The sequence below is a fragment of the Streptomyces sp. NPDC001617 genome, assembly GCF_053596855.1.
In genome coordinates this window covers 104,425-127,465 of record NZ_JBSFHA010000004.1, presented here as the reverse complement: position 1 = coordinate 127,465, position 23,041 = coordinate 104,425, and the positions used below count along the sequence as shown (strand labels likewise).

Here is a 23,041-nt window from a genome sequence, read left to right as displayed (position 1 = left end):
TGCGGGGGAGGCCCGTTGTCGGTGGCAGCTGGCACGATGACGAAATGGTCGGGATGCTGCGCCTGTTGGGACGGGCGGTGACGTACACACGGTGGCTGCATCTGTGCATCGCCGTGGTGTGGCCGACCCTGTGGATCTTCATCGACGAGGCGTGGTGGACGCAGGCGACTGCGGCCGTGGTGCTGGCCTGCGCCGGGCTGCTGCCGGCGATGCGGACCGTGGAGGGGCTGCAGGCCAGGCTGCTGCTCGTGGACGAACGGGGGGACGGCGACGGCTCGGAGATCGTCACCGCTCCCTCGGCGACCTGGTCCGACCGGGGCCGGACCGTCCTGTGGCTGCAAGCTCGTCTGTTTCTCGGCTATCCGGTCGCGATACTCAGCGCCCAACTGCCCATCACGGCCCTCGACTTGGTCACGATGTCCCGGGGCGGTGAGCAGGGCGACGGCTCGTGGATCCCGGTTCCGGGCCACCACTGGTGGTACTGGGCCCTCGCGCCGCTGCCGTTGATCCTGCTGGCCGCGGTCGTGGTCGGCTCGGGCGGGCTGATCGACCGGTGCGCCCACCGTCTCCTCGGCCCCTCCCCCGCCGACCGCCTGGCCGCTCTGGAGGAGCGCACGGAGCAACTCCTGGAGCGCACGCGCATCGCCCGCGAACTGCACGACTCCATCGGACACGCCCTGACCGTGGCCGTGGTACAGGCGGGCGCCGCCCGCGTGATCGGCGACGCCGCCTTCACCGACCGGGCCCTGGCCGCCATCGAGGAGACAGGCCGGGCCGCCCTGGAGGACCTGGAGCGGGTGCTCGGCATCCTGCGCGAGTCGGAGCGCCCCATGAGCAGTCGTCCGACCCTCGCCGACGCCGACCGTCTGCTGGAGTCCGCCCGCGCGTCGGGGGCGAAGGTCGACTCGGATGTCTCCGGTCCGCTGGAGTCGGTCCCCGGTCCGGTCTCCCGCGAGGGCTATCGCATCCTCCAGGAGGCCCTGACCAATGTGCTGCGGCATGCGGGAGCCGTCCCGGTGCGCGTGCGCATCGCCGTGTTGAAGGGCGCGCTCACGCTGGAGGTGCGCAATCCGCTGACCGTCGGCATACCGGAGCCCGGCCGGGGCAGCGGGCTGCGCGGGATACGTGAGCGGGCGGCCCTGCTGGGCGGCCGGGCGCACACGGGGCCCGACGAGGGCGAGTGGCAGGTGCGGGTGGAACTGCCGGTGAGTTGATCTACGCTGGCCGGATGCCGGTGACCGTTCTCCTCGTCGACGACGAGCCCCTCGTACGCGCCGGACTGCGTGCCGTGCTGGAGGCGCAACCCGACATCGAGGTGGTCGGGGAGGCCGCCGACGGGGCGGCGGTGATCCCCCTGGTGCGGCGGCTGCGGCCCGACGTGGTCGCCATGGACGTACGGATGCCGCTGCTGGACGGCATCGAGGCCACACGCGCGGTGCTGCGCACGGTCGACCAGCCGCCCAAGATCCTCGTGGTGACGACGTTCGAGAACGACGAGTACGTCTACGAGGCGCTACGGGCCGGGGCCGACGGGTTCCTGCTGAAGAGGGCCCGGCCGGCCGAGATCGTGCACGCGGTGCGGCTGGTCGCCGAGGGCGAGTCGCTGCTGTTCCCGGCGTCCGTGCGCCGGCTGGCCGCCGAGTACGGGGAGGTCGAGGGGAACCGGGCGGCTCGGGACGCGATGGAGCGGGCGCGGCTGACCGAGCGGGAGGCGGAGGTGCTGCGGCTGATGGCGCGGGGGCTGTCGAACGCCGAGATCGCCGAGCGGCTGGTCGTCGGTACGGAGACCGTGAAGTCGCACGTCAGCGCCGTGCTCGCGAAGTTGGGGGCGCGGGATCGCACCCAGGCCGTGATCGCCGCCTACGAGTCGGGGTTCGTGGCGCCGGGCTGACCGGTCACCGGTGGACCGGTCCGTAGGCCGATCGGGCCCTGCACTCGCCGCTGCCCGCCGCGCCGAGTACGATCCGCCCAACACGCGCACGAGCTGGGAGGACGGACGTTGGGGCGGCTGACCGGCGGGGACCCCTCGCTGCTGCGACGGATCAACTCCGCGGTGGTGCTGCACGCGCTGCGTGCCACGGACGCGGCGACGCTGACGGAGATCACCCGGGTGACCGGGCTGTCCCGGCCGACCGTCGAGGGCGTCGTCGAGGGACTCATCGAGGCGGGTTACGTCGTCGAGAAGGCCGCCGACGAGAGTGTCGTACGACGGCAGGGGCGGCCCGCGCGGCGGTTCAGGTTCCGCGCCGAGGCCGGGCATCTGCTCGGTCTGGACATCGGATCCCATCGGGTCGCCGCGCTCCTCGCCGACCTCGACGGCCGGGTGCTCGGCGCGGTCGCCAAGGACGTCGACGAGTCGGCCCCGGCGGACGAGCGACTGGAGCGGCTGCGCACGGCGGTGGCCGAACTACTGCGCCGGGCCGGCGTCGCCCGCGACTCGCTGCGCGCCGTGGGCGTGGCCTCGCCCGGGATCGTCGAGGCCGACGGCACCGTACGGCTGTGTGCGGCGCTCCCGGAGTGGACGGGGCTGCGCCTCGGCGAGCGGTTGAGCCGTTCGTTCAAGTGCCCGGTACTGGTCGAGAACGACGCGAACGCGGCGGCGGTCGCCGAGCACTGGAAAGGTGCGGCCACCGAGTCCGACGACGTCGTGATGGTGTTGGCCGGGCTGAGCCCCGGGGCCGGTTCGCTGATCGGCGGGCAGCTGCACCGCGGGTACGGTGGCGCGGCCGGCGAGATCGGCGCCCTGCATCTGCTGGGCCGCGAGGTGACGCCCGAGACCCTGCTCTCCACCACGGACGAACCGCTGCACCCCCTCGACGAGCAGGCCGTAGCCGAGGTCTTCGCGCAGGCCCGCGAGGGCGACCAGCGGGCGCGCGCGGCCGTCGACCGCTTCATCCAGCGCCTGGTCCACGACGTCGCCGCCCTGGTCCTGGCCCTCGACCCGGAGCTCGTCGTCATCGGCGGCTGGGCGGCCGGCCTGGACGGCGTCCTGGATCCCTTGCGCCGCGAGCTGGCCCGCTACTGCCTGCGCCCGCCGAAGGTGGCCCTCTCCCTCCTGGGCGAGGCGGCGGTGCCGACGGGCGCCCTACGCCTGGCCCTCGACCATGTGGAGGAGCAACTCTTCGCCGTGGAGGGCACGATGACGGCACGGCGCTGACCCCCTGAGCTCATGCCTGTGCAACGGCCCGCGCCCCGGAGGAGTGCCGGGGCGCGGGCCGTGTGTCCTGGTGTGACGGCTCAGGAGGCCCGGCGCTCGGGGTCCTCGTGGATCTCCACGCCACCCGAATCGCCGAAGGTCAGCCGGCAGGTGTCGGCGCGGTACGTGGCGGCGGACAGCGCCGCGATGCGGCCCTCGGCGAGGAAGCGGGTGGTGACCACGAGGACGGGCGCGCCCGGCAGGCGGTCCAGTTCCTTGGCGTCGTCCGCACGGGCCGAGCCCAGCTCGACCGCGCTCTCCCGGCCCTCCAGCTCCAGCCGCTGCAGCTCGCGCAGCACCGCACGCGCGCGTGCCGGTCCCGACGGGGCGTCTATCGCGGACAGCTCGGGCACCGACGACGCCGAGATGTACAGCAGCTCGGCGGCGACGGGCTGGCCGTGGGACACCCGGGAACGGCGCACCGTGTACACGGCCTCGTCCGGACCGGACTCCAGCGCTGCGGCGACGGCCGCGGGCGGCACGGCGACCGTGCAGTCGACGGCCTGCCAGACGTCGTCGGCGGCCCCCGGCCACGCGTGCTGCTCGGCGCCGACGGCGACACCCACGCGCGGGGGCGCGACGGTCGTACCGACGCCCCGGCGGCGCTGCAGCCTTCCTTCCAGTTCGAGCTGCTCCAGCGCCTGGCGGAGCGTGGCGCGGGCGACGCCGAAGCGTGCGGCGAGGTCGCGCTCGTTGGGCAGGATCTCGCCCACGGAGAATTCGGAGTCCAATGCCTCACTGAGCACGGTCTTGAGGTGCCAGTACTTCGGTTCCGGCACCGATTCCAGCTGCGTGGTCCCCACCCTAGTCCTCCGCAATCGCCGTGGTCCGGCGGCGTTTTAGCGCCCTTGTTTATTAAAGGTTGTTGCACTTATCTGCGACCATAGGGCGGCCCAAACCCTTGGTCAAGACCAATCCGCGATCCCATAGGGAAGACAGAGAGCGGTTGCGGCACCGCCTCGACCGGGCGTTCGTACAGAGGTCCTACGCGACGGGCAGGGACAGCAGCTTGTCGGGGTTGCGGATGATGTAGACCGCCTGGATACGGCCCTCGTAGACGTCCAGCTGGAAGACGCTGTCGGGCTTGCCGGCGGACAGGACGACGAGGGCGGGGCCGCCGTTGAGCTCCATGAACCGGAAGGACGGGTCCGGTACGCCCTTCTGCGCGGCCCCGACGAGAAAGCGGCCCACCTTGTCGGCGCTCTCGAGTATCCGCAACGGCGCCCGCGATTTGCCACCGCTGTCGCCCACGAGCCGCACGTCCGGCGCCAGCAGCGCCAGCAGGCCCTCCAGGTCGCCCTCCCCCGCGGCGGCGAGGAAGCGCTCGGTCAGCTCACGGCGCCGGCCCGGATCGACCTCGTACCGCGGCCGCCGCTCCTCGACGTGCTTGCGGGCCCGCCCGGCGAGCTGCCGTACCGCCGGCTCGCCCCGGTCGAGCATGGCGGCGATGTCCGCGTAGGGGTAGCCGAAGGCCTCCCTGAGGACGAACACGGCCCGCTCCAGCGGTGACAGCGACTCCAGGACGACCAGGACGGCCAGGGAGACCGAGTCGGCCAGTACGGCGCGCTCCGCGGTGTCCGGGACGGCGTCCCCGAAGTCGGTGGCGTACGGCTCGGGCAGCCAGGGGCCGACGTAGGCCTCGTTGCGCGCCTTCACCTGGCGCAACCGGTCGATGGCGAGGCGGGTCGTGACGCGCACCAGATAGCCGCGCGGTTCGCGCACCTCGCTGCGGTCGGCGCCGGACCAGCGCAGCCAGGCCTCCTGCACCACATCCTCCGCGTCGGCCACCCGTCCGAGCATGCGGTAGGCGACGCCCAGCAGGACGGGGCGGTGCTCTTCGAAGACATCGGTCCGGGCGTCGGTCGTCACGGCCCCATCCCACGCGACACGTCCGGCCGTGTCTAGGAGAAATCCGCGTGTTCCAGAGCAGAATGACCCGGGGACCGCCGGTGGTCGGCGGGCGGAATGGCGGAGGTGGCCATGCGGTACGCGGTTCTGGGCACGGGCGACGTCGGACGCACTCTCGGCACGAAGTTGTCGGAACTGGGCCACGAGGTGACGCTGGGCTCCCGCACCAAGGACAATCCGGCCGCCCTGGAGTGGGCGCGCGACACCGGAGCGGGCGCGCGGGCCGGCACGTTCGAGGAGGCGGCCGCAGCGGCCGAGGTGGTCGTGGTCGCCGTGGGCGGGCGGGTGGCGCTGGCCGCGCTGGAAGCGGCCGGGGCGGCGAATCTCGACGGCAAGGTCGTCGTCGACGTGTCCAACCCTCTCGCGTTCGAGGAGGGGGAGCTGCGGCTCGACCCCGTCGAGTCGGACAGCGTGGGCGAGCAGATCCAGCGGGCGTTCCCGCACGCGCGCGTGGTGAAGTCCCTCAACACCGTCAACTGCAAGGTGATGGTGGAGCCCTCGCTGGTGCCGGGCGAGCACCAGATCTTCGTCTGCGGGGAGGACGCGGCGGCCAAGGAGCAGGTCACCGCCCTGCTCGGCGAGTTCGGATGGCCGCCGCACCGGGTGCTCGACCTGGGCGGCATCCGCTCGGCACGCGGCGTGGAGATGGCGCTGCCGCTATGGCTGGACCTGTTCCGGAAGTTCGGGCACGGGGAGTTCAACCTGGAGGTGCGCAGGGCGCGTTGAGAGCGGTACGGCCGCGAGGTCCCGGACACAGGGGCTACCCGTCGGTAGCAATTGCTGACAAGCTGTCTACACGGCGTCCGTCAGCGAGCCCCAAACGAGGAGCACCCCCATGTCCGCCACCGTCTCCTTCAAGGTCCCCTCTCCACGCGGCCCACAGCCCGTGACCGTCGACTACGCGCGCGTGGGCAGCGGTGAGCCGCTGCTCCTGCTGCACGGCATCGGTCACCACCGGCAGGCCTGGGACCCGGTGGTGGACATCCTCGCGACCGAGCGCGACGTGATCACCGTGGACCTGCCCGGCTTCGGCGCGTCCCCGGGGCTGCCCGACGGACTGGCGTACGACCTGCCCACGACGACGGCCGTGTTCGGGGCGTTCTGCGAGGCACTGGAGCTCGACCGACCGCATGTGGCGGGCAACTCCCTGGGCGGGCTGCTCGCCCTGGAGCTGGGTCGGGAGAAGCTCGTACGGTCCGTCACCGCCCTGTCCCCGGCCGGGTTCTGGTCGGAGGCCGAGCGGCGCTACGCCTTCGGCGTCCTGCTCGCCATGCGTCGGATCTCGCAGCGGCTCCCGCTGCCGCTGGTGCAGCAGCTCTCGCGCTCGGCGGCCGGCCGCACCATGCTGACGAGCACCATCTACGCCCGCCCCGGCCGCCGTTCACCCGACGCCGTGGTCGCCGAGACGCTGGCCCTCGCGCAGGCCACCGGGTTCGACGCGACGCTCCGGGCGGGCGCCGCCGTCCAGTTCCGGGACGACATCCCCGGCCTCCCCGTGACGGTGGCCTGGGGCACCCGGGACATGCTGCTCGTGCGCCGCCAGGGAGTGCGCGCCAAGCAGATCATCCCGCGGGCCCGTCTGGTGCGGCTGCCCGGCTGCGGTCACTGCCCGATGAACGACGACCCGGCGCTGGTCGCCCGCGTCATCCTCGACGGCAGCCGCTGACGCACCGGACCCGTGGTTCAACGCGCCGGAGCCGAGAGCGACTCCGGCGCCCACGAGGGCGCTTCCGACGGCCTGCGCGGGCCCGTAGGAGCCCGTTCCGACGAACGGGGCGGTGCAGGCGGCGGCGACCGGGATGAGCCCGGAGAAGAGCGTGGCGCGCTCGGCGCCGATCCGCTGCATGCCCATGTACCAGCACACGAATCCGACGACGGTGACGACCGCCGCCTGCCACAGCAGCGCGGCGGCCTCGGTGCCGTCGGGGCGCCGCAGCCACGCCGTGCCGTCGAGGAGCGGACCGGCGGCCGCCGACTCGACCGCCGCGATGCCGCACACCGTGGCGGACAGCAGCCGGGGTCCCAGGGGGCGCAGTACGGGCACGGCGAGCACGGCGAACCCGACCTCGCCGACCAGCGCGCATGCGGAGAAGGCGATCCCGGTGCCGTCCGTACGCCCCCATCCCTGGACCGTGAAGGCGCCGCCCGCGACGAGGAACGCCCCGTACAGGACGGTGCGTCGGGGCCTGCGCCCCGCCACCAGCGGGACCACGACGGCCACGACCACGGGCGCGCAGCCCACGAAGACGCCGGGCACCGCTGGTTCCGCGGTGCGCTCGGCGGCGATCACCGCCAGGTTGAAGCCGACCATGCCGACGGCGGCGAGAAGGGCCAGGCGGGCCCACTGACGGGGCGCGAGCGTCCGAAGCCGGGCCGCCGCTCCTGTGCCGACCAGCGGGAGAAGCAGAAGGCATGCGAGGCCGTAGCGCAGGAACTGGCCCCCGGCGTACGGGTAATGGCCCAGCACGCTGTTCGCGGTGAAGGACCCTCCGACGAGGACACCGGCGAGCGCGGCGAGAAGGGCTCCGCGAGTGATGGCGTTCATGGCGGCGACGCTAGGCAGTGGGCCGGTCCGGTTTAAGGTCCACTTCCATGAGGCCATCAGGGACCAATCCGGAGGGGCGGGTGCGGACCGGTGAGGCGGAGAGCCACCCGGACGACGAGCCCGGGACGGGCGCGGCGATCGGCCCCCACGAGCCCGCAGGATCCGCCGGGGCGTCGGCACCGCCCCGTCCGGAACGGCAACTGGCCTCCGCCGCCTGGGAGCTGCTCCTGCCCGCCGTGTCGGCGCCGGCACGCACGCGTGGTCGCTCGTTGCAGGCGGCGCTGAGGGAGGCGGTGCGGTCGGGGCGGCTGGCACCGGACACCAGGCTGCCGTCGAGCCGGGATCTCGCGGCCGACCTCGGTGTGTCGCGAGGGTTGATCACCGAGGCGTACGAGCAGTTGACGGCGGAGGGGTATCTGCGCAGCGGGCGGGGCGCCGGCACCTGGGTGGGCGGCTCCGTGCGGGCCGCCCGTCCCCGCGCGCGTGACCTCGCCCCGCGCTCCCCCGGTACCGCCGCCGACTTCGTGGCCGGGACGCCGGACCTGTCGCTGTTCCCGCGCACCGCGTGGGCCGCCGCACAGCGCGGAGTGCTGGCGGAGCTGCCCCACCAGGACCTCGGCTATCCCGACCCGCGCGGACTGCCCCGGCTGCGTACCGCGCTGGCGGAGCTGCTGACGCGCCGGCGGGGTGTGGTGGCGGACCCGGAGCGGATCGTCGTCGTCTCCGGGGTGGCGCAGGCGACGGCGCTGCTCGGATTCGTGCTCCACGCGCGCGGGGTGCGCACGATCGGTGTGGAGGACCCCGGCAGCCCCCAGCACGACACCTTGTACGCCTCGGCCGGCGTCACCACGGTGCCCGTGCCCATGGACGACGAGGGACTCCTCCTCGCCCCGCTGCGGCAGTCGGGCGTACGGGCCGTGGTGACCACGCCGTCCCATCAGTTCCCCACCGGCATCGCGTACTCGGCCCGCCGTCGCGCCGAACTGCTCGACTGGGCGCGGTCCGTGGACGGGCTCGTCCTGGAGGACGACTACGACGGCGACTTCCGCTACGACCGCGCTCCTGTGGGCGCGCTCCAGGGGCTCGACCCGGAACACGTGGCCTATGCGGGCTCGGTCAGCAAGTCGCTCGCACCGGGGCTCCGGCTCGGCTGGCTGCTTGTGCCGGAGTCGATGGCCGAGGAGGTCGTCGAGCGCAAACGGACCATGGATCTCGGCCATCCCGCCCTGGACCAGGCACTGTTCGGCCGCTTCGTGGAGCGCGGCGACTACGACCGCCAACTGCGCCGCTGCCAGCGCGCGTACCGTGAGCGGCGGGACACGCTCGTGGCGGCGCTGGAGGTGCACTTCCCCGGTTCGGAGGTGACCGGGATCGCCGCGGGACTGCACGTCATCGCCGAGCTCCCGCCCCTCTACGGTCCCGAGGAGCGTTTCCTCGCGCGCGTGGCCGCCGCCGGTGTGGCGGTGCGCCCGCTGACGGAGTACACGCACGCGCGCGCCGGGCAGGTCGGGAGCGATGGGGTGCGGCTGGTCCTCGGGTACGCGCATCTGTCGCCCACGCGCATCAGGTCCGGCGTACGGCTGATGGCCGAGGCAACCGCCGTGTGAACACAGGGCGTCGGGGACGGGAATCGGCGTATGGCTGATCCCGTGCGCCTCCGGGGTCGCCCGTGTCGCGCGCCGGTCCCCCCGCCCCTGCGGTCAGTTGTTCACTTGTGGTTTCCGTGTGCGCTGCGGCGCACCAGTAGTTGTGGCATCGCACACTGGCCGGATCCCGTCCCTGGAGGCGCATCGATGTCACACCGTCCGTTCCCCGGCCGCCGCAGCGTCCTGCGCGGCTCCCTCGCCGCTTCGGCGGCCCTGACCCTGCCCACCGCGCTCGGCGCCGCACCGGCGTTCGCTCTCTCCGGGCGTCCCAAGGCGAGCTGGGGTGTGCAGGCGGGAGACGTGACCCCCGACTCCGGGCTGGTGTGGGTGCGTTCCGACCGTCCGGCCCGGATGATCGTCGAGACGTCGGCGACCGAGTCGTTCCGCAACCCGCGCAGATGGCACGGTCCGCTGCTCGGCTCGGACTCGGACTTCACCGGCACGACCCGGCTGCGTGGGCTGCCCGCGGGCGAGCAGATCCACTACCGCGTGCTGCTCGCCGATCCCGACGACCCTCGTCGTACCGGCGAGCCGGTGAGCGGCACCTTCCGCACCGCACCCGTGAAGCGGCGCAAGGACGTGAGGTTCGTGTGGTCCGGCGACCTGGCGGGACAGGGCTGGGGCATCAACGAGTCGATCGGCGGCTACCGCATCTTCGACGCCATGGCGAAGGTCGACCCCGACTTCTTCCTGTGCAGCGGCGACAACATCTACGCCGACGGCCCCATCTCCGCCACCGCCACGCTGCCCGACGGCAGCGTCTACCGCAGCATCACCACCGAGGAGAAGTCGCACGTCGCGACCACCCTCGACGACTACCGGGGCAACTTCCGCTACAACCTGCTCGACGCGGCGCTGCGGCGCTTCAACGCCCGGGTACCGAACATCATCCAGTGGGACGACCACGAGGTCCGCAACAACTGGTACCCGGGCGAGGTCATCGGTACTGGCACCCCCTACCCGGCCGGCACCAGGCTCGACGACCTGGCGGTGCGCTCGCGGCAGGCCTTCTCGGAGTACTTCCCGATCTCCACGATCAGCGGGCGCCCGGACGGCCGGATCTACCGCGTCGTCAACCACGGTCCGCTGCTGGACGTGTTCGTGCTCGACATGCGGACCTACCGCAACCCCAACTCCCCGGACGACCAGACCACGGACCCGGTGGGCATCCTCGGCCGCGAGCAGCTGGAGTGGCTCAAGCGTGAGCTCGCCAAGTCCCGCGCGGTGTGGAAGGTGATCGCCAACGACATGCCGCTCGGGCTGGTCGTGCCCGACCCGGTGGAGGGCAAGCCGGACTTCGAGGCCGTCGCCCAGGGCGACCCGGGCGCGCCGCTCGGCCGTGAGCTGCAGATCGCCGAGCTGCTCCGGTTCATCAAGCACCGGAGGATCACCGGCACGGTGTGGCTGACGGCGGACGTCCACCACACCTCGGCCCAGCACTACGACCCGTCGCGGGCCGCGTTCAAGGACTTCGAGCCGTTCTGGGAGTTCGTCTCCGGCCCACTCAACGCCGGCGCCTTCCCCGCCAACGCGCTCGACGGCACGTTCGGCCCCGACCGGGTGTTCGTCAAGGCGCCGACCGCCTCGAACGTGTCGCCCGCCGACGGCTACCAGTTCTTCGGCGAGGTCGACATCGACGGCGACAGCGGCGAGCTGACCGTCCGTCTGCGCGAGTACGACGGCACGGTGCTGTTCACGCGGACACTGCAGCCGGGCCGGGTCGGCCAGTAACTCCCGTACCCTCGAAGCAGGGCCGCGCACCGGCGTCATCCCCCGGCGCGCGGCCCCGTCCCGTGTCCCCGAACCGGCCCGGCCGTACGGTGTTCTCACAGGTCAGGACCGATTGTCAGTGGTCGCCTCTACGGTTTTTCCATGACGCGATCTTTGCAGGCCGTGGCCTATCGCCGACCCTCCGTGCTGGAGTCGTCGGCGGGCGGGCGGCGCCTGGGACTCGAGACCTCGCGGGGTGCGACGCCCACCGGTGTGGCGGACCATCCCCGTTTCTTCGCAGGCTTCCTGACGTCTCCTCAGGTGGCCTCGGCAGGGCTGCTGGCGGTGGCGGACGTGGCCGCCGCGCGCTACTACCAGCGCCAGCTGCGCGCCTCGTTGGACCCGGTGGTGACGGGCAACGGCGACCGGCTGCGCTTCGAGTCCTTCTCGGGCTGCGGCGGGGTGTACGCCCGCCTGGACGTGCTGGCGGCGGGCCTGGACGGCGACGAGGTGGGACACGGGACGACCAACGTCGACGTCAACAACCCGCTGCGTGAGGCGCTCTCCCGTATCGGTTCGGACGACCCGCTCCATCTGCGGGTCGGCCCGGAGGAGTTGGCGGTGACCACGCTCGACGGTCCGGTCGTGGAGAAGAAGGTGCCACTGCCCGACCGCTGGCTGCGCGGGTTCGCGGAGTCCCAGGTCATCGCGGCGGACTTCGACCTGCGGGCCGAACTGCCCGCCGCCGAGGCCGTACGGTTCCTGCGCGCCCTGCCCCGCGGGGGTGGGCGGGGCGCGCAGCCCGGTCCGCGGTGGGTGGTGCCGGCGGGCCGTGGCCTGCGCCCGACCACGCGGGCGGTGCCGGGCGCGGTGTGCCTGCCCGGCCCGGAGCGGCTGATCTCCCTTCAGCGAGTGCTGCGTCACGCCACGGCCCTACGGGTCTACGGCCCCGCGGTCACCGGCGCCGACTCCACGGCGAGCGCCTGGGAGGCCGTCCTGCCGGGCATGCGGCTCACGCTCACCCTCTCGCCCGACGCCTCGCGCGGCTTCTCCGGTGAGGGAGGCGTCCTCGACGCGCTGGCCACGGACGAGGCCGCCGAGGACGCGGAGCTCGTCTCGGTGCTCCTCGCCTGGGAGCCCCGCGTCGACATCGCCGACCTCGCCGCCTCTTCCGGGCTCACGGCGGAGCGGGTCCGGGCGGCCCTGGTCCGCCTGGGCACCTCGGGGCGCGTCGGGTATGACACCGCGGAGGCGGCCTACTTCCACCGCGAACTGCCCTACGACGCCGAGCGTGTGGAGCGCCACAACCCCAGGCTGCGCTCGGCCCGGGCCCTGGTGGCCGCGGGCGCCGTCGCCCTGGACGGCGCGATCGGGACGGTGACGGCCGAGGACGGTCATGTGCACCGGGTGCGGGACGAGGCGGGGGTCCTCAGTTGCAGTTGCCTCTGGTGGGCGAGGTACCGGGGCGGACGCGGGCCGTGCAAGCACGCGCTGGCGGTGCGGATGGTGCGGCGGGGCGCCGTGATGGAGCGGGAGACGGTTCGAGTCGGCGGGGATGTGCGATGAGCGTGCTGATGGATGCGGTACGGGCGGGGCGGACGCCCGAGGTGGTCGGCCTGCTCGACGAGATGACGGACACCGAACGGCGTTCTGTGTTCCCCGAGTTGAAGGCACTCCGCAAGGAGCTGCGGGCGGCTCCCTGGGAGGCGGACGCGCGCCGCGCCTACTCCCCCCTGTTCGTGGCCGGGGTCGCCTGCCAGACCGGCGCGGCGGCCGTCGCCGCCTGGATCGCCGCGGCCGACATGCGCTGGTCGCAGACCTCGCCCGCGCTCCTGCTGCGCCTCCTCGGCGACCGTGCCCCGGAGTGGCTCGCCGACCTGACGGACCGCCTCGCACAGCGCCCGGCCACGTCCGGGGTGCCGTACGACCTGATGGCCGGTCTGGTCAGGCTGTCGGGGTGCCCGGTGCCGGCCACGGACGCGTATGTGCGGGGCTGGGTGGGGCACATCACCTGGACCCACCAGCGCGGCACGCTGCTCGACCGTATGCGCCAGGACCCGCATCTGCCGCAGCTGGTGGCCGCGCTCTTCGAGACCAACGACATCGGCAGCCTGCTCGAATGGCCCCACGGCGACGGACCGGACAGCTGGACGGGGGCGCTGGTCCGACTCACCTCCGAGGGCGTCCTCGAACGCAAGGTGATGGTCGACGCCTGTGTGGCGCGTCTGCTGCGGGGTGGGACCACCACGGAAAACCGGGTGTTTCTACGGCTGTTGAAGCTGATCGACCTCACCAGGGTCGAGCAGCGGGAGCGGATCCCCGACTGGCTGGCCCTGGCCGCCGACTCGGTCTCCCCCGTCGCCTCGTACGCCCAGTCCGTGCTGGCGGCCCTGGCCCTCGACGGCGAACTGACGACGCGCCACCTGGAGGACATGTCGACCGCGGTGCTGTTCCGCACCGAGAAGAAGCTGGTGCGCGCGCAGCTCGTCCTGCTCGGCAAGGTGCTCGCCCGGGATGCGAGCACGGCCGACGAGCTGCTGCCCGCGGTGGCGCAGGCCTTCGGGCACGAGGACTCGGAGGTGCAGGAGCGGGCGCTCAAGCTGGTCGAGCGGCATCTCAAGAAGCTCACCGATGCCGGGGCTCGGGCCGAACTGGCTGTCGCCGCAGAGCAGTTGATCCCCGGGCTGCAGGTACGCGCGGCCGAGGTGCTGGGCACCGCGCCCCTCGTCCCCGAGCCCGGCGCGTACCAGGAGGTCCTGCCTCCCGCACCCAGGCCGGCACGCCTGGCCCCGGCGCCGGCAACGGCGATCGAAGTCGCCGAGGAGGTGGGGGCGGCGCTCGCCTCCGAGCCCGGTGTGGCGGCGTTCGAGCGGACGCTGGACGGCCTGGTGCGCCACGCCCACCACAACCGCGACGCTCTGCTGGAGGCCCTGGAGCCCGTGCAGACGATCCGCTGGTGGGACAGCGTCGACACCGAGCACCGCCTCGGGGTCAGCCCGTACGACCGCAGCGTGTTCAACGCGGCGGACGGCCTGGACCTCCTCCTCGCGACGCTGCGCGGCAGAGTGCGCACCGAGACGCTCCACGCCTATGTCCAGCACGGGACCACGGCCCGCGACTGTCTGCACAGCGCCCTCGCCCGGGCCTTCGACATCCGCGTGTGGGAAGTGGCGTACCGGATGCGCACGGACCCGCTCCCGTTCCTGCTGTCGACCCCCACCTGGAGCACAGGGCTCCTGGAGCCGGACGAACTGGTGGACCGCCTCACCGCGTACCGGCAACTGGGCGCACGGATCGCGGCGACCGACTTCGCGCAGGCGCTGCTGCGGGTACGGCGCGGTGACCGTGCCACCGCCGTGGCCGCCGCCGAGCGTGCCACGGCCCTCGGCACCCCGGAAGCGACAAGGCTGGCCCAGTGGCTCACCTCCGAGGCCCCGGCCCTGCCGACGTCCCAACGGCGGACCTCCGGGACCCGCATCCTGGTCGAGTTCGGGGAACTCCCGCATCTGCAGCAGGACTTCCCCGCCGAGTTCCGGCCGCTGGGCCGCCCGTCCGGCGTGTTCGGCGAGCGTCGGTACTGCTACCACTGGAGCGACGAGATACGACAGCACTGGCTGGCTCTGCTCCCCGAGCAGCGCGAGCTGGTCGCCGTCCGCCTCGTGTGGGACCTGTCCGCCACCGCCGTGGACGACGACCGGGGCGCCGCCGCCGTCCTTCCCCACCTCGCCGAGTCCGGCGGCGAGGCGGGCGAGGCCGTGCACCTCTGCGTGGCGTACGGGCTCGGGGCCCGGCATCCGGAGGACCGGCTCGCCGCCGTGGACGCGCTGCTGACGCTGGCGGCGCGGGGGCAGCTCGACTCGGCACTCCTGGGCGCGGATCTCGGGCAGTTGGTCCGGCGTGGGGCCGTGAAGCCGTCGCGGCTGGCGGAGTCGGCGCGGACCGCGGCGGCCACGGGGGCCAACGCCACCATCTGGGAGATGCTGCGGCACACCCTGCCCGTGCCGCTCGCGGAGTTCGCGACCGGCGGCACGGGAGCGTCGGCCCGCGGGCTCGGGGAGTTGCTGGCGGTGGCCGCGGAGTGCGCCGAGCGGTCCGGGGCGCGCGGCGAGATACCCCATCTGGCGCAGACGGCGGACCGGCGCGGCTCCTCCCGCCTGGTGACACAGGCCCGTCGACTGCACAGCGCACTGACACAGCAATAGAAAAATCAACAAAAGGAGCATAAGCACGCTTTACCGATCAGTCACAAAGCGTTCGTGATCACGCAACACCTTTCCTTCACAGTGGCTGCATGAGTCGAGAAATGTCTGATGTGACGCGAGAGGCGCACGGCCGTCCCGTGCAGCAGTGGCGGAAGAACCTCGCCGGAGTCGCCACGGTGTTCCAGACATGGTGGTCACGCCGCCACGGTCATGCGCCGCCGGCCGGTGATACCGATGCCCGGCCACTGCCGCACGGGCAGCAGGCCGGGCCGTCCGAGTCGTCGTCGGCTCCGGAGGGCGTGCCCGCCGTGAGCGCGCTGTGGCGGATGCGGACGACGGTGAGGGACGAACCGGGGTCGCTGGCCGCGCTGTGCACGGCGCTCGCCGGGCGGCGGGTCGACATCCTGAGCCTACAGACGCATCCGCTGGCCGAGGGCACGGTGGACGAGTTCCTGCTGCGGGCTCCGGGTGAGCTCATGGCCTCCGAGCTCACCCGGGTGGTCTCGCAGGCGGGCGGTGCCGACACCTGGATCGAGCGGGCCGACGCCCACGACCTGGTGGACGCGCCGACCCGGGTGCTGGGGCTGGCCGCCCGCACCGCCCTGGACGCGGCGGAACTGCCGCTGGCGCTGCGGCAGTTGCTCGGCCGGTGCACCATCCGCCAGCTGCCGGGTACGCCGGTCGGCGGCGGCCGGGGCCCGGAGGGCGTGCCGGTGGAGGGAGTTCTGGAGGACACCGTGATGCGTCTGCGGGCGCCGGAAGGTGGAGTGATCACCGTGGAGCGGCCGTATCTGCCGTTCACCCCGACCGAGTTCGCCCGGGCACGGGCGCTGGTCGAGCTGGACGCGAGGCTCGGTCCCCGGGTACCGCACGGCCGGGACGTGCTGACGCTGCCCGAGGGCAACGAGATCACGGTGCGGCGGGCCGACCCGCGCGACCTGGAGGCCGCGCGGGAGATGCACGAGCGGTGCTCGGCGCGGACGCTGGGGATGCGGTATCACGGGCCGGTCGGGGACGCGGACCGCTATCTGAACCATCTGCTCAGTCCGCGCTTCGGACGGACGCTCGCGGTGCAGACCGTGTCGGGGCGGGTCGTCGGGCTCGGGCATCTGCTCTGGGACGGCGACGAGACCGAGGTCGCGTTGCTTGTCGAGGACAAGTGGCAGGGGCGCGGGATCGGTGGGGAGTTGTTGCGGCGGCTGGTGGGGATGGCTGTCGAGGCGGGGTGCGAGAGTGTGTATGCCGTGACGCAGGCGTCCAACACGGGGATGGTCGCGGCGATGCGGAGGTTGGGGCTCCCCCTCGACTATCAGGTCGAGGAGGGGACCCTGGTGATCACGGCTCGGCTGGGTGTGGACGCGGGGCTTCAGGAGGGCGCCGTGGGAGTTGTCAACGCCGAAGCGCCGTAGGGGCTGGGGAATCGCCTGCGAGTGCGGGTGAGCTGTGGCTGGTCGCGCCCCGCGGCGGAGCCGCAAACTGATGCGGCCCCGCGCCCAGCGATTGATCGAGATCCGCCCACAGGTCCTCGACGTCCTCAAGGCCCACCGAAAGTCGTAGCAGTCGGTCGCCCACCCCGGCGTCGCGTCTGTCCTCCGCGTCCACGATGCGGTGGCTGATCGACGCCGGGTGTTGGATGAGTGTGTCCACGCTGCCCAGGCTGACCGCCGGGGTGATCAGGCGGACCGCGGCGATGACCTCGTGTGGGTCGCCTGCCACCTCGAAGGCGATCATCGCGCCTCCGATGCGGGGGTAGTGGACGCGGGTGACGCGTGGGTCGGCGGCGAGGCGGCGGGCGAGTTCGGCCGCGTTCGCGGAGGCGGCCTTCACCCGCACCGGCAGGGTCGCGAGGCCGCGCAGGAGCAGGTAGCCGGCCAGGGGGTGCAGTACGCCGCCGGTGGCGAAGCGGATCTGCCGCAGCTGCCCGGCGAACTCCTCGTCGCAGGCGACCACGCCCGCCATCACGTCTCCGTGGCCGCCGAGGTACTTGGTCGCGCTGTGCAGTACCAGGCGGGCGCCCAGCGAGGCGGGGCGTTGGAGGACCGGGGTGGCGAAGGTGTTGTCCGCGAGGAGCGGGATCGAGCCACAGTCGTGGGCCGCCGCTCGCAGGTCGATCTCCGCGAGGGTCGGGTTGGCCGGGGACTCGACCATGACCAGACCGGTGTCCGGACGCAGGGCGTCCGTGATGCCGGCCGGGTCGGTCCAGGTCACCTCGGAGCCGAGCAGGCCGGCGGTGAGCAGGTGGTCGCTGCAGCCGTACAGGGGGCGCACGGCGACGACATGGCGCAGGCCCAGTGAGGCCCGTACGAGAAGGACCGCGCTCAGTGCGGCCATCCCGCTGGCGAAGGCGACCGCGGATTCGGTGCCCTCCAGGCGGGCCAGGGCGGTCTCGAAGCGGGCGACGGTGGGGTTGCCGAGGCGGCCGTAGACGGGCGGGCCCTCGGGTTCGGCGCCGGTGGTGGCGAAGGCGTCGATGCGGGCGGCCTCGGCGCGGCTGTCGTACGAGGGGTAGGTGGTCGACAGGTCGATGGGCGGGGCGTGCAGTCCCTGCCGGGCGAGGTCGTCGCGGCCGGCGTGCACGGCCTCGGTGGCCAGAGCTCTCGTGGAGTCCATGCGGGAAGGGTGAACAACCAACGGGACTCAGCGGCCGAGCACCGTGCTACGTTCGGCGAATGGCTGAATCTGTCGTACTGGACCCGGTGGATCTCCATCTGTTGCGGCTGTTGCAGAACGACGCCCGGATGACGTATCGCGACCTCGCCGCGCTGGTCGGGGTCGCGCCGTCGACGTGTCTTGACCGGGTGACCCGGCTGCGACGGTCGGGGGTGATCCTCGGGCATCAGCTGCGGCTCGATCCGGCCAAGCTCGGCCGGGGGCTCGAGGCGCTGCTGTCCGTGCAGGTCAGGCCGCATCGGCGCGAGTTGGTGGGGCCGTTCGTGGAGCGGATCCGGGCGCTGCCGGAGTCCCGTACCGTCTTCCATCTCACCGGACCGGACGACTATCTCGTGCATGTGGCGGTCGCGGACATGGCCGATCTGCAGCGGCTGGTGCTCGACGAGTTCACGGCGCACCGTGAAGTGGCCCGGGTGGAGACCCGGTTGATCTTCCAGCAGTGGGAGTGCGGACCGCTGCTTCCGCCGGTGTCCTCGGCCCCATCGGGGTGACGTGTGGCGGGCCGTCGTACGAGGATGGCCGTATGTCTGAGATCAAGAGCCCGCTGCCCCGCGAGGTCGCCGACGCCTATGTCGACGAGCTCGTCGCCCTCGACCCGATCACCGGCACCTTCCTCGGCGTGAGGGAGAGTTCGAGCAGGTTGCCCGACACGTCGCCCGCGGGTGAGGAGGCGCTCGCGGAGCTGTCGCGCCGAACGCTGGTCCGGCTGGCGGACGCGGAGCGGCTGCCCGGCGCGGACAACGACATCGAGCGCCGGTGCGCGCGCCTGCTGCGCGAGCGGCTCAGCGCGTCGCTCGCCGTGCACGAGGCCGACGAAGGACTGCGCGCCGTCAGCAATCTGAGCTCGCCCGCCCATGCGGTGCGCCAGGTGTTCACGGTGACGCCGGCCCAGTCGGAGGAGGACTGGGCGGCGATCGCCGAGCGGCTGCGGGCGGTGCCGGCCGCGCTGGAGGGCTACCGGGAGTCGCTGGCCCTGGGCCTGGAGCGGAAGCTGTACGGCGGGCCGCGCGCCACCGCCACCTTCGTCGAGCAGCTCGGTCAGTGGGCCGACGCGGACGGTGCGGGGCACGGCTGGTTCGGGCAGTACGCGGCCACCGGGCCCGAGGCGCTGAGGTCCGAGCTGGACGCGGCGGCCCGTTCGGCCGACGAGGCGGTGCTCGTGCTGCGCGACTGGGTGCGGGACGTCTACGCGCCGTCGATCGAGGGCGCCCCGAACGTGGTGGGGCGTGAGCGGTACGCCCGCTGGGTGCGCTACTTCAACGGTACGGACCTCGACCTGGACGAGGCGTACGCGTACGGCTGGTCCGAGTACCACCGGCTGCTCGGCGAGATGAGGACCGAGGCGGAGAAGATCCTGCCCGGCGCGGCCACGCCGTGGGTGGCCCTGGCCCACCTGGACGAGCAGGGCACGCACATCGAGGGCGTCGACGAGGTGCAGCGCTGGCTGCAGGCCCTGATGGACGAGGCGATCGAGAAGCTCGACGGCACCCACTTCGACCTGGCCGAGCGGGTACGACGCGTCGAGTCCCGGATCGCGCCTCCCGGCAGCGCGGCGGCGCCGTACTACACGCCCCCCTCGGACGACTTCACCCGCCCGGGCTGCACCTGGCTGCCGACCATGGGCCAGACCCGCTTCCCCGTCTACGACCTGGTCTCCACCTGGTACCACGAGGGCGTGCCGGGCCACCACCTCCAGCTGGCCCAGTGGAAGCACATCGCCGACAACCTCTCCCGCTACCAGGCGGGCGTCGGCATGGTCAGCGCCAACGCGGAGGGCTGGGCACTGTACGCCGAGCGGCTGATGGACGAGCTGGGTTTCCTCACCGACCCCGAGCGCCGACTGGGCTATCTGGACGCGCAGATGATGCGGGCCGCCCGGGTCATCATCGACATCGGCATGCACCTGGAGCTGACGATCCCGGACGACTCCCCCTTCCACCCCGGGGAACGCTGGACGCCCGCGCTGGCACAGGAGTTCTTCGGCGCGCACAGCAGTCGGCCGGCGGACTTCGTGGATAGCGAGCTGACCCGCTACCTCTCGATGCCGGGCCAGGCCATCGGCTACAAGCTGGGCGAGCGCGCCTGGCTGCTCGGCCGCGAGAAGGCCCGCGAGCGGCAGGGCGACGCCTTCGACCTCAAGTCCTGGCACATGGCGGCCCTTTCACAGGGCTCGCTGGGCCTGGACGACCTGGTGGACGAGCTGGCGCAGTTGTGACGCGGGGGCAACGCCGGGAGCCTGGCTCGCGCGTTGACGCACAGGGTCGACGCCCGGCGCCGCCCCTTGAGTTGACGCACCGGGTCAATTCCGAAAGGCGCCTTGCCGATTGAGGCGCGGGCTCAACGCCGGAAGCCGCCCTCCGAGTTGATGACCTCCCCGGTGATCCAGTCCGCCTCGTCCGTGGCGAGCCACGCGATGAGACGGGCCGGGTCGTCGGGCATGCCCCAGTGACCGGCGGGGAAGCGTGCGGCGATCTGGTCGTAGAACTCGCCGGTCGCGTAATCCGTGTCCACGGGACCCGGGTTGACCGTGTTGACCGTGATCGCTCGTTCGGCGAGCGTGGTCGACAGGGAGCGGGTGATCGAGGCGAGGGCGCCCTTCTGGAGGGCGTAGGCGATCTCGGTCGGCATGCCGCCGGCGATGTCCTGACCGGAGGTCATCATCACGACGCGTCCGCCGGGGGTGCGCGGCGGGAGCTGGGCGCGCAGTCGGGCGTAGGCCTGGACGAGGAGCAGCACCGAGCGGGTGTCGACGGCCCAGTGCGCGTCGAGCTCCCCCACGCTCGAACAGAGCTCGCGCGGGGGCACCCCCATCTGCGTCGATTTCGTCGAGGGTGCCGTCGCTGCCGCTGAGGGCGTGGTTGGCGACGAGGATGTCGAGCCGGCCGCCGAGTGCGGAGGCGGCCCTCGCGATCAGATCGGCGGGCGCGGACGGCTCGGTGAGGTCGGCCGGGCCCGCCAGGACCCGGGCGTCCGGATCGCCAAGTGCCGTGCGCACGGAGGCCGTCACCGCCTCGGGCCGGTCGGCACCCCAAGGCATCGCGGCATCGTGCGGCCCATGGTGATGGAGGTAGACGCTCGCACCGTACGCGGCCAGCCGCCGGGCGACGGCGTGCCCGATGCCGGCGCGTCTGCTCGCCCCTGTGACGAGGGCGGTTCGGCCGCGCAGGGGCAGGGGGGCGCGGCGCAGGTCTTCGGGGGCGGGGTGCGGGCGTCGGGGCATGGACGACCATGATGGTGATCACGGCCGTACACCGCACACGATTATCCGTGCTCGACCCGCCGCAGCTGCACGAGTCCCAGCCAAGTCTCCGGCCCCGGCTGCACGTTGGCCGCCCGCACCGCGTAACTCCCCGGTTCGAGTACGACTTTCAGGCAGTCCGTCCGCTCCGTGTCGTTGCCGGGCCAGGCCGAGTCGAACAGCACGACCGCGCCCGGCACGTCCCAGCGGACCTCGTTCTCCCAGTCGGCGGTGGCGAGGGCGACCGGGACACCGGCCAGGAGCTCGTCCTCGGAGCTCGCGGCACACCACCGTACGAAGGTGGAGTGTTCCGGCAGGTAGGCGGTGGAGGCGGGTTCGTCGCCCAGGACCAGTGCCGACGAGTCCCCGACCGGGAGCAGGCCGACGACTCCGTCGACCTCGCAGGCACGGTCGTAGTCCGAGGCCGTCTCCTCGCCGTCGGCCCCCGCCCAGAACGGCAGGACCGTCTCCGGCACCGCTATGAGAGGGCCGCCGCCCGACTCGACCCACTCCAGCGCACCGGGATCCGCGTATCGCACCATGACGCAAGAACCTACACGCACAGCCGTCGCGCACATTCGCTGGTCCCCAACCCTCCTCATCCGCCACCCTCGACACCCATGAGCAGCCGGACCCTCTTTCTCTCCCCGCGCGTCACCGCGACGGGCCTGGCCCTGGCCCACGCGGCGCGGCGTCGCGCCATGCGTGTCGAGACCCTGCGCGACTGGCGGTTGCCCGCGCGGTGGAGCGGGAACGCGTCGCTCTACGCCGGCCCCCTCTTCGCGGACACGGTCGCCGGGGGCCTGGGACTCGGGCTGTTGGAGGCGCCGGAGGACTGGCTCGCCCGGCTTCCGTACGAACTCACGTGCAGGGACGTCGAGTTCACCACGATCGCTGAGGCGCGGCAGCTGCGGCGGCCGGCCTTCGTGAAACCGCCGAACGACAAGAGCTTCCCCGCCCGCGTCTACCCGGACGGCAGCGGCCTGCCCGGCCCGGACGCGGTCGACGACACCGAGGCGGTGCTGGTCAGCGACATCGTGGCGTTCGCCGTCGAGTACCGGTTGTTCCTCCTCGACGGCGAGGTCCGCACCGGCAGCCGGTACGCGACGCGGGGTGCGCTCGATGTCGCCCCGCTGACGGAGGACCCGCGTCGTGACGAAGTGCTGGCGTTCGCCGGGCAGTTGGCGGCTTCGGAGGTGCCGAGTGCGATCGTGGTGGACGTCGGTCCGATCGACGGCGCCGGGTGGGCGGTCGTCGAGGCCAACGCAGCCTGGGCCAGCGGGCATTACGCGTGCGACGCGGATGCCGCGCTGGACGTGGTGCTGCGGGCGGCGGGCCCGGCCTCGGGGTTCACGCCGGCCGACCGTCGCTTTCTGCGGCCGGTTCCGGAGGTGCTACGGGACTGAGCGGGCGTCGGCGCGTCAGCAGCCGCAGTCCTGCGCGTCCACCGGCGCGGTGAGCGGGTCGGCGGTGCGGCGCCCGGGACCCTCCCAGGTCTCGTACGCGAAGCCCTCGCGCGCCCAGTACTCGAAGCCGCCGAGCATCTCCTTGACCTGGTAGCCGAGTTCGGCGAGGGCGAGCGCTGCACGGGTGGCGCCGTTGCAGCCGGGGCCCCAGCAGTAGGTGACGACCGGCACGGTCTTGTCGAGGAGTCGCTCGGCCTGTTCGGGGATCAGGGCGGTCGGCAGGTGGATTGCGCCGGGGATGTGGCCCTGGTCCCAGGACTCGGTCGACCGGGAGTCCAGCACGACGAACCCGGGGTCGCCGCCGGCCGCGAGCGCGGCGGCCACGTCGGAGGCGTCGGCGTGGAAGACGAGGCAGGCCCGGAAGTAGGCGGCGGCCTCGGCCGGGGCGGCGGGGGCGACGCGGAGCACGGGGTGCACGGTGTCGGAGATCATGTTCGAAAATCTATGCCTGCCGTCGAAC

Annotated in this window: 18 protein-coding genes and 2 pseudogenes; 13 read left to right on the top strand and 7 right to left on the bottom strand. The window is 72.8% G+C overall.

Going from position 1 to position 23,041, the window contains the following annotated elements:
- Positions 1–44 precede the first annotated feature (44 nt).
- The 3 genes from ACWC09_RS04800 (at position 45) to ACWC09_RS04790 (ending at position 3,157) form a co-directional block, all read left to right on the top strand.
- Positions 45–1,214 (top strand): sensor histidine kinase, encoded by a 1,170-nt coding sequence (locus ACWC09_RS04800; RefSeq protein ID WP_450848511.1) that lies wholly within the window; start codon positions 45–47, stop codon positions 1,212–1,214.
- 14 nt (positions 1,215–1,228) lie between these two features.
- Entirely contained in the window at positions 1,229–1,891 is a 663-nt protein-coding gene (locus ACWC09_RS04795; protein ID WP_450848509.1) for a response regulator transcription factor, read from the top strand.
- 108 nt (positions 1,892–1,999) lie between these two features.
- Positions 2,000–3,157 carry an ROK family transcriptional regulator gene (locus ACWC09_RS04790; protein ID WP_450848507.1) on the top strand — a complete coding sequence of 386 codons (1,158 nt, stop codon included), beginning with the start codon at positions 2,000–2,002 and terminating at the stop codon, positions 3,155–3,157.
- A gap of 80 nt (positions 3,158–3,237) precedes the next feature.
- Here the strand turns inward: ACWC09_RS04790 and ACWC09_RS04785 are convergent, their stop codons facing one another.
- Both ACWC09_RS04785 and ACWC09_RS04780 read right to left on the bottom strand, forming a co-directional pair.
- Complete coding sequence (locus ACWC09_RS04785) at positions 3,238–3,999, bottom strand: GntR family transcriptional regulator (protein WP_450848505.1); 762 nt, start codon at positions 3,997–3,999, stop codon at positions 3,238–3,240.
- 181 nt (positions 4,000–4,180) lie between these two features.
- Positions 4,181–5,065: an RNA polymerase sigma-70 factor gene (locus tag ACWC09_RS04780; RefSeq protein ID WP_450848503.1), complete on the bottom strand. Its 885-nt coding sequence runs from the start codon at positions 5,063–5,065 to the stop codon at positions 4,181–4,183.
- 111 nt (positions 5,066–5,176) lie between these two features.
- On the opposite strand from ACWC09_RS04780, the gene ACWC09_RS04775 reads away from it, so the two are divergent.
- A complete protein-coding gene (locus ACWC09_RS04775) occupies positions 5,177–5,830 on the top strand; it encodes an NADPH-dependent F420 reductase (RefSeq protein WP_450848501.1) in 654 nt (217 codons plus the stop codon).
- Between the two features lie 109 nt (positions 5,831–5,939).
- On the top strand, positions 5,940–6,770 hold the full coding sequence (locus ACWC09_RS04770; RefSeq protein ID WP_450848499.1) for an alpha/beta fold hydrolase: 831 nt from the start codon (positions 5,940–5,942) through the stop codon (positions 6,768–6,770).
- Positions 6,771–6,863: 93 nt separating this feature from the next.
- On the opposite strand, the pseudogene ACWC09_RS04765 reads toward ACWC09_RS04770, so the two are convergent.
- A pseudogene (locus tag ACWC09_RS04765) lies at positions 6,864–7,649 on the bottom strand (EamA family transporter); the annotation flags it as partial.
- A gap of 47 nt (positions 7,650–7,696) precedes the next feature.
- Here ACWC09_RS04765 and pdxR point away from each other — a divergent pair.
- From pdxR to ACWC09_RS04740, 5 genes are all read left to right on the top strand, one after another.
- Positions 7,697–9,256 (top strand): MocR-like pyridoxine biosynthesis transcription factor PdxR, encoded by a 1,560-nt coding sequence (gene pdxR / locus ACWC09_RS04760; RefSeq protein ID WP_450848498.1) that lies wholly within the window; start codon positions 7,697–7,699, stop codon positions 9,254–9,256.
- Between the two features lie 186 nt (positions 9,257–9,442).
- Complete coding sequence (locus tag ACWC09_RS04755; RefSeq protein ID WP_450848496.1) at positions 9,443–11,026, top strand: alkaline phosphatase D family protein; 1,584 nt, start codon at positions 9,443–9,445, stop codon at positions 11,024–11,026.
- Positions 11,027–11,167: 141 nt separating this feature from the next.
- Positions 11,168–12,571 carry an SWIM zinc finger family protein gene (locus ACWC09_RS04750; protein ID WP_450848494.1) on the top strand — a complete coding sequence of 468 codons (1,404 nt, stop codon included), beginning with the start codon at positions 11,168–11,170 and terminating at the stop codon, positions 12,569–12,571.
- Entirely contained in the window at positions 12,568–15,207 is a 2,640-nt protein-coding gene (locus ACWC09_RS04745; RefSeq protein WP_450848493.1) for a DUF7824 domain-containing protein, read from the top strand. The genes ACWC09_RS04750 and ACWC09_RS04745 overlap by 4 nt, the downstream gene beginning before the upstream one ends.
- A gap of 101 nt (positions 15,208–15,308) precedes the next feature.
- Positions 15,309–16,616: a GNAT family N-acetyltransferase gene (locus ACWC09_RS04740; protein ID WP_450848491.1), complete on the top strand. Its 1,308-nt coding sequence runs from the start codon at positions 15,309–15,311 to the stop codon at positions 16,614–16,616.
- Here the strand turns inward: ACWC09_RS04740 and ACWC09_RS04735 are convergent.
- Positions 16,597–17,817 carry a trans-sulfuration enzyme family protein gene (locus ACWC09_RS04735; protein WP_450848489.1) on the bottom strand — a complete coding sequence of 407 codons (1,221 nt, stop codon included), beginning with the start codon at positions 17,815–17,817 and terminating at the stop codon, positions 16,597–16,599. The genes ACWC09_RS04740 and ACWC09_RS04735 overlap by 20 nt on opposite strands.
- A gap of 59 nt (positions 17,818–17,876) precedes the next feature.
- Here ACWC09_RS04735 and ACWC09_RS04730 point away from each other — a divergent pair, with 59 nt between their 5' ends.
- Positions 17,877–18,368: an Lrp/AsnC family transcriptional regulator gene (locus ACWC09_RS04730; protein ID WP_450848487.1), complete on the top strand. Its 492-nt coding sequence runs from the start codon at positions 17,877–17,879 to the stop codon at positions 18,366–18,368.
- Positions 18,369–18,400: 32 nt separating this feature from the next.
- Positions 18,401–20,092, top strand: a complete 1,692-nt coding sequence (locus tag ACWC09_RS04725) for a DUF885 domain-containing protein (protein ID WP_450848486.1) — start codon at positions 18,401–18,403, stop codon at positions 20,090–20,092.
- Between the two features lie 122 nt (positions 20,093–20,214).
- Here ACWC09_RS04725 and ACWC09_RS04720 read toward each other — a convergent pair.
- Both ACWC09_RS04720 and ACWC09_RS04715 read right to left on the bottom strand, forming a co-directional pair.
- Positions 20,215–21,097: pseudogene (locus tag ACWC09_RS04720) on the bottom strand (SDR family oxidoreductase).
- A gap of 41 nt (positions 21,098–21,138) precedes the next feature.
- Entirely contained in the window at positions 21,139–21,657 is a 519-nt protein-coding gene (locus ACWC09_RS04715; RefSeq protein WP_450848484.1) for an immunity 21 family protein, read from the bottom strand.
- A gap of 78 nt (positions 21,658–21,735) precedes the next feature.
- Here ACWC09_RS04715 and ACWC09_RS04710 point away from each other — a divergent pair, with 78 nt between their 5' ends.
- Positions 21,736–22,521, top strand: a complete 786-nt coding sequence (locus tag ACWC09_RS04710) for an ATP-grasp domain-containing protein (protein ID WP_450848482.1) — start codon at positions 21,736–21,738, stop codon at positions 22,519–22,521.
- 15 nt (positions 22,522–22,536) lie between these two features.
- Here ACWC09_RS04710 and ACWC09_RS04705 read toward each other — a convergent pair whose 3' ends face one another.
- Complete coding sequence (locus ACWC09_RS04705) at positions 22,537–23,013, bottom strand: rhodanese-like domain-containing protein (protein ID WP_450848480.1); 477 nt, start codon at positions 23,011–23,013, stop codon at positions 22,537–22,539.
- Positions 23,014–23,041: the final 28 nt, after the last annotated feature.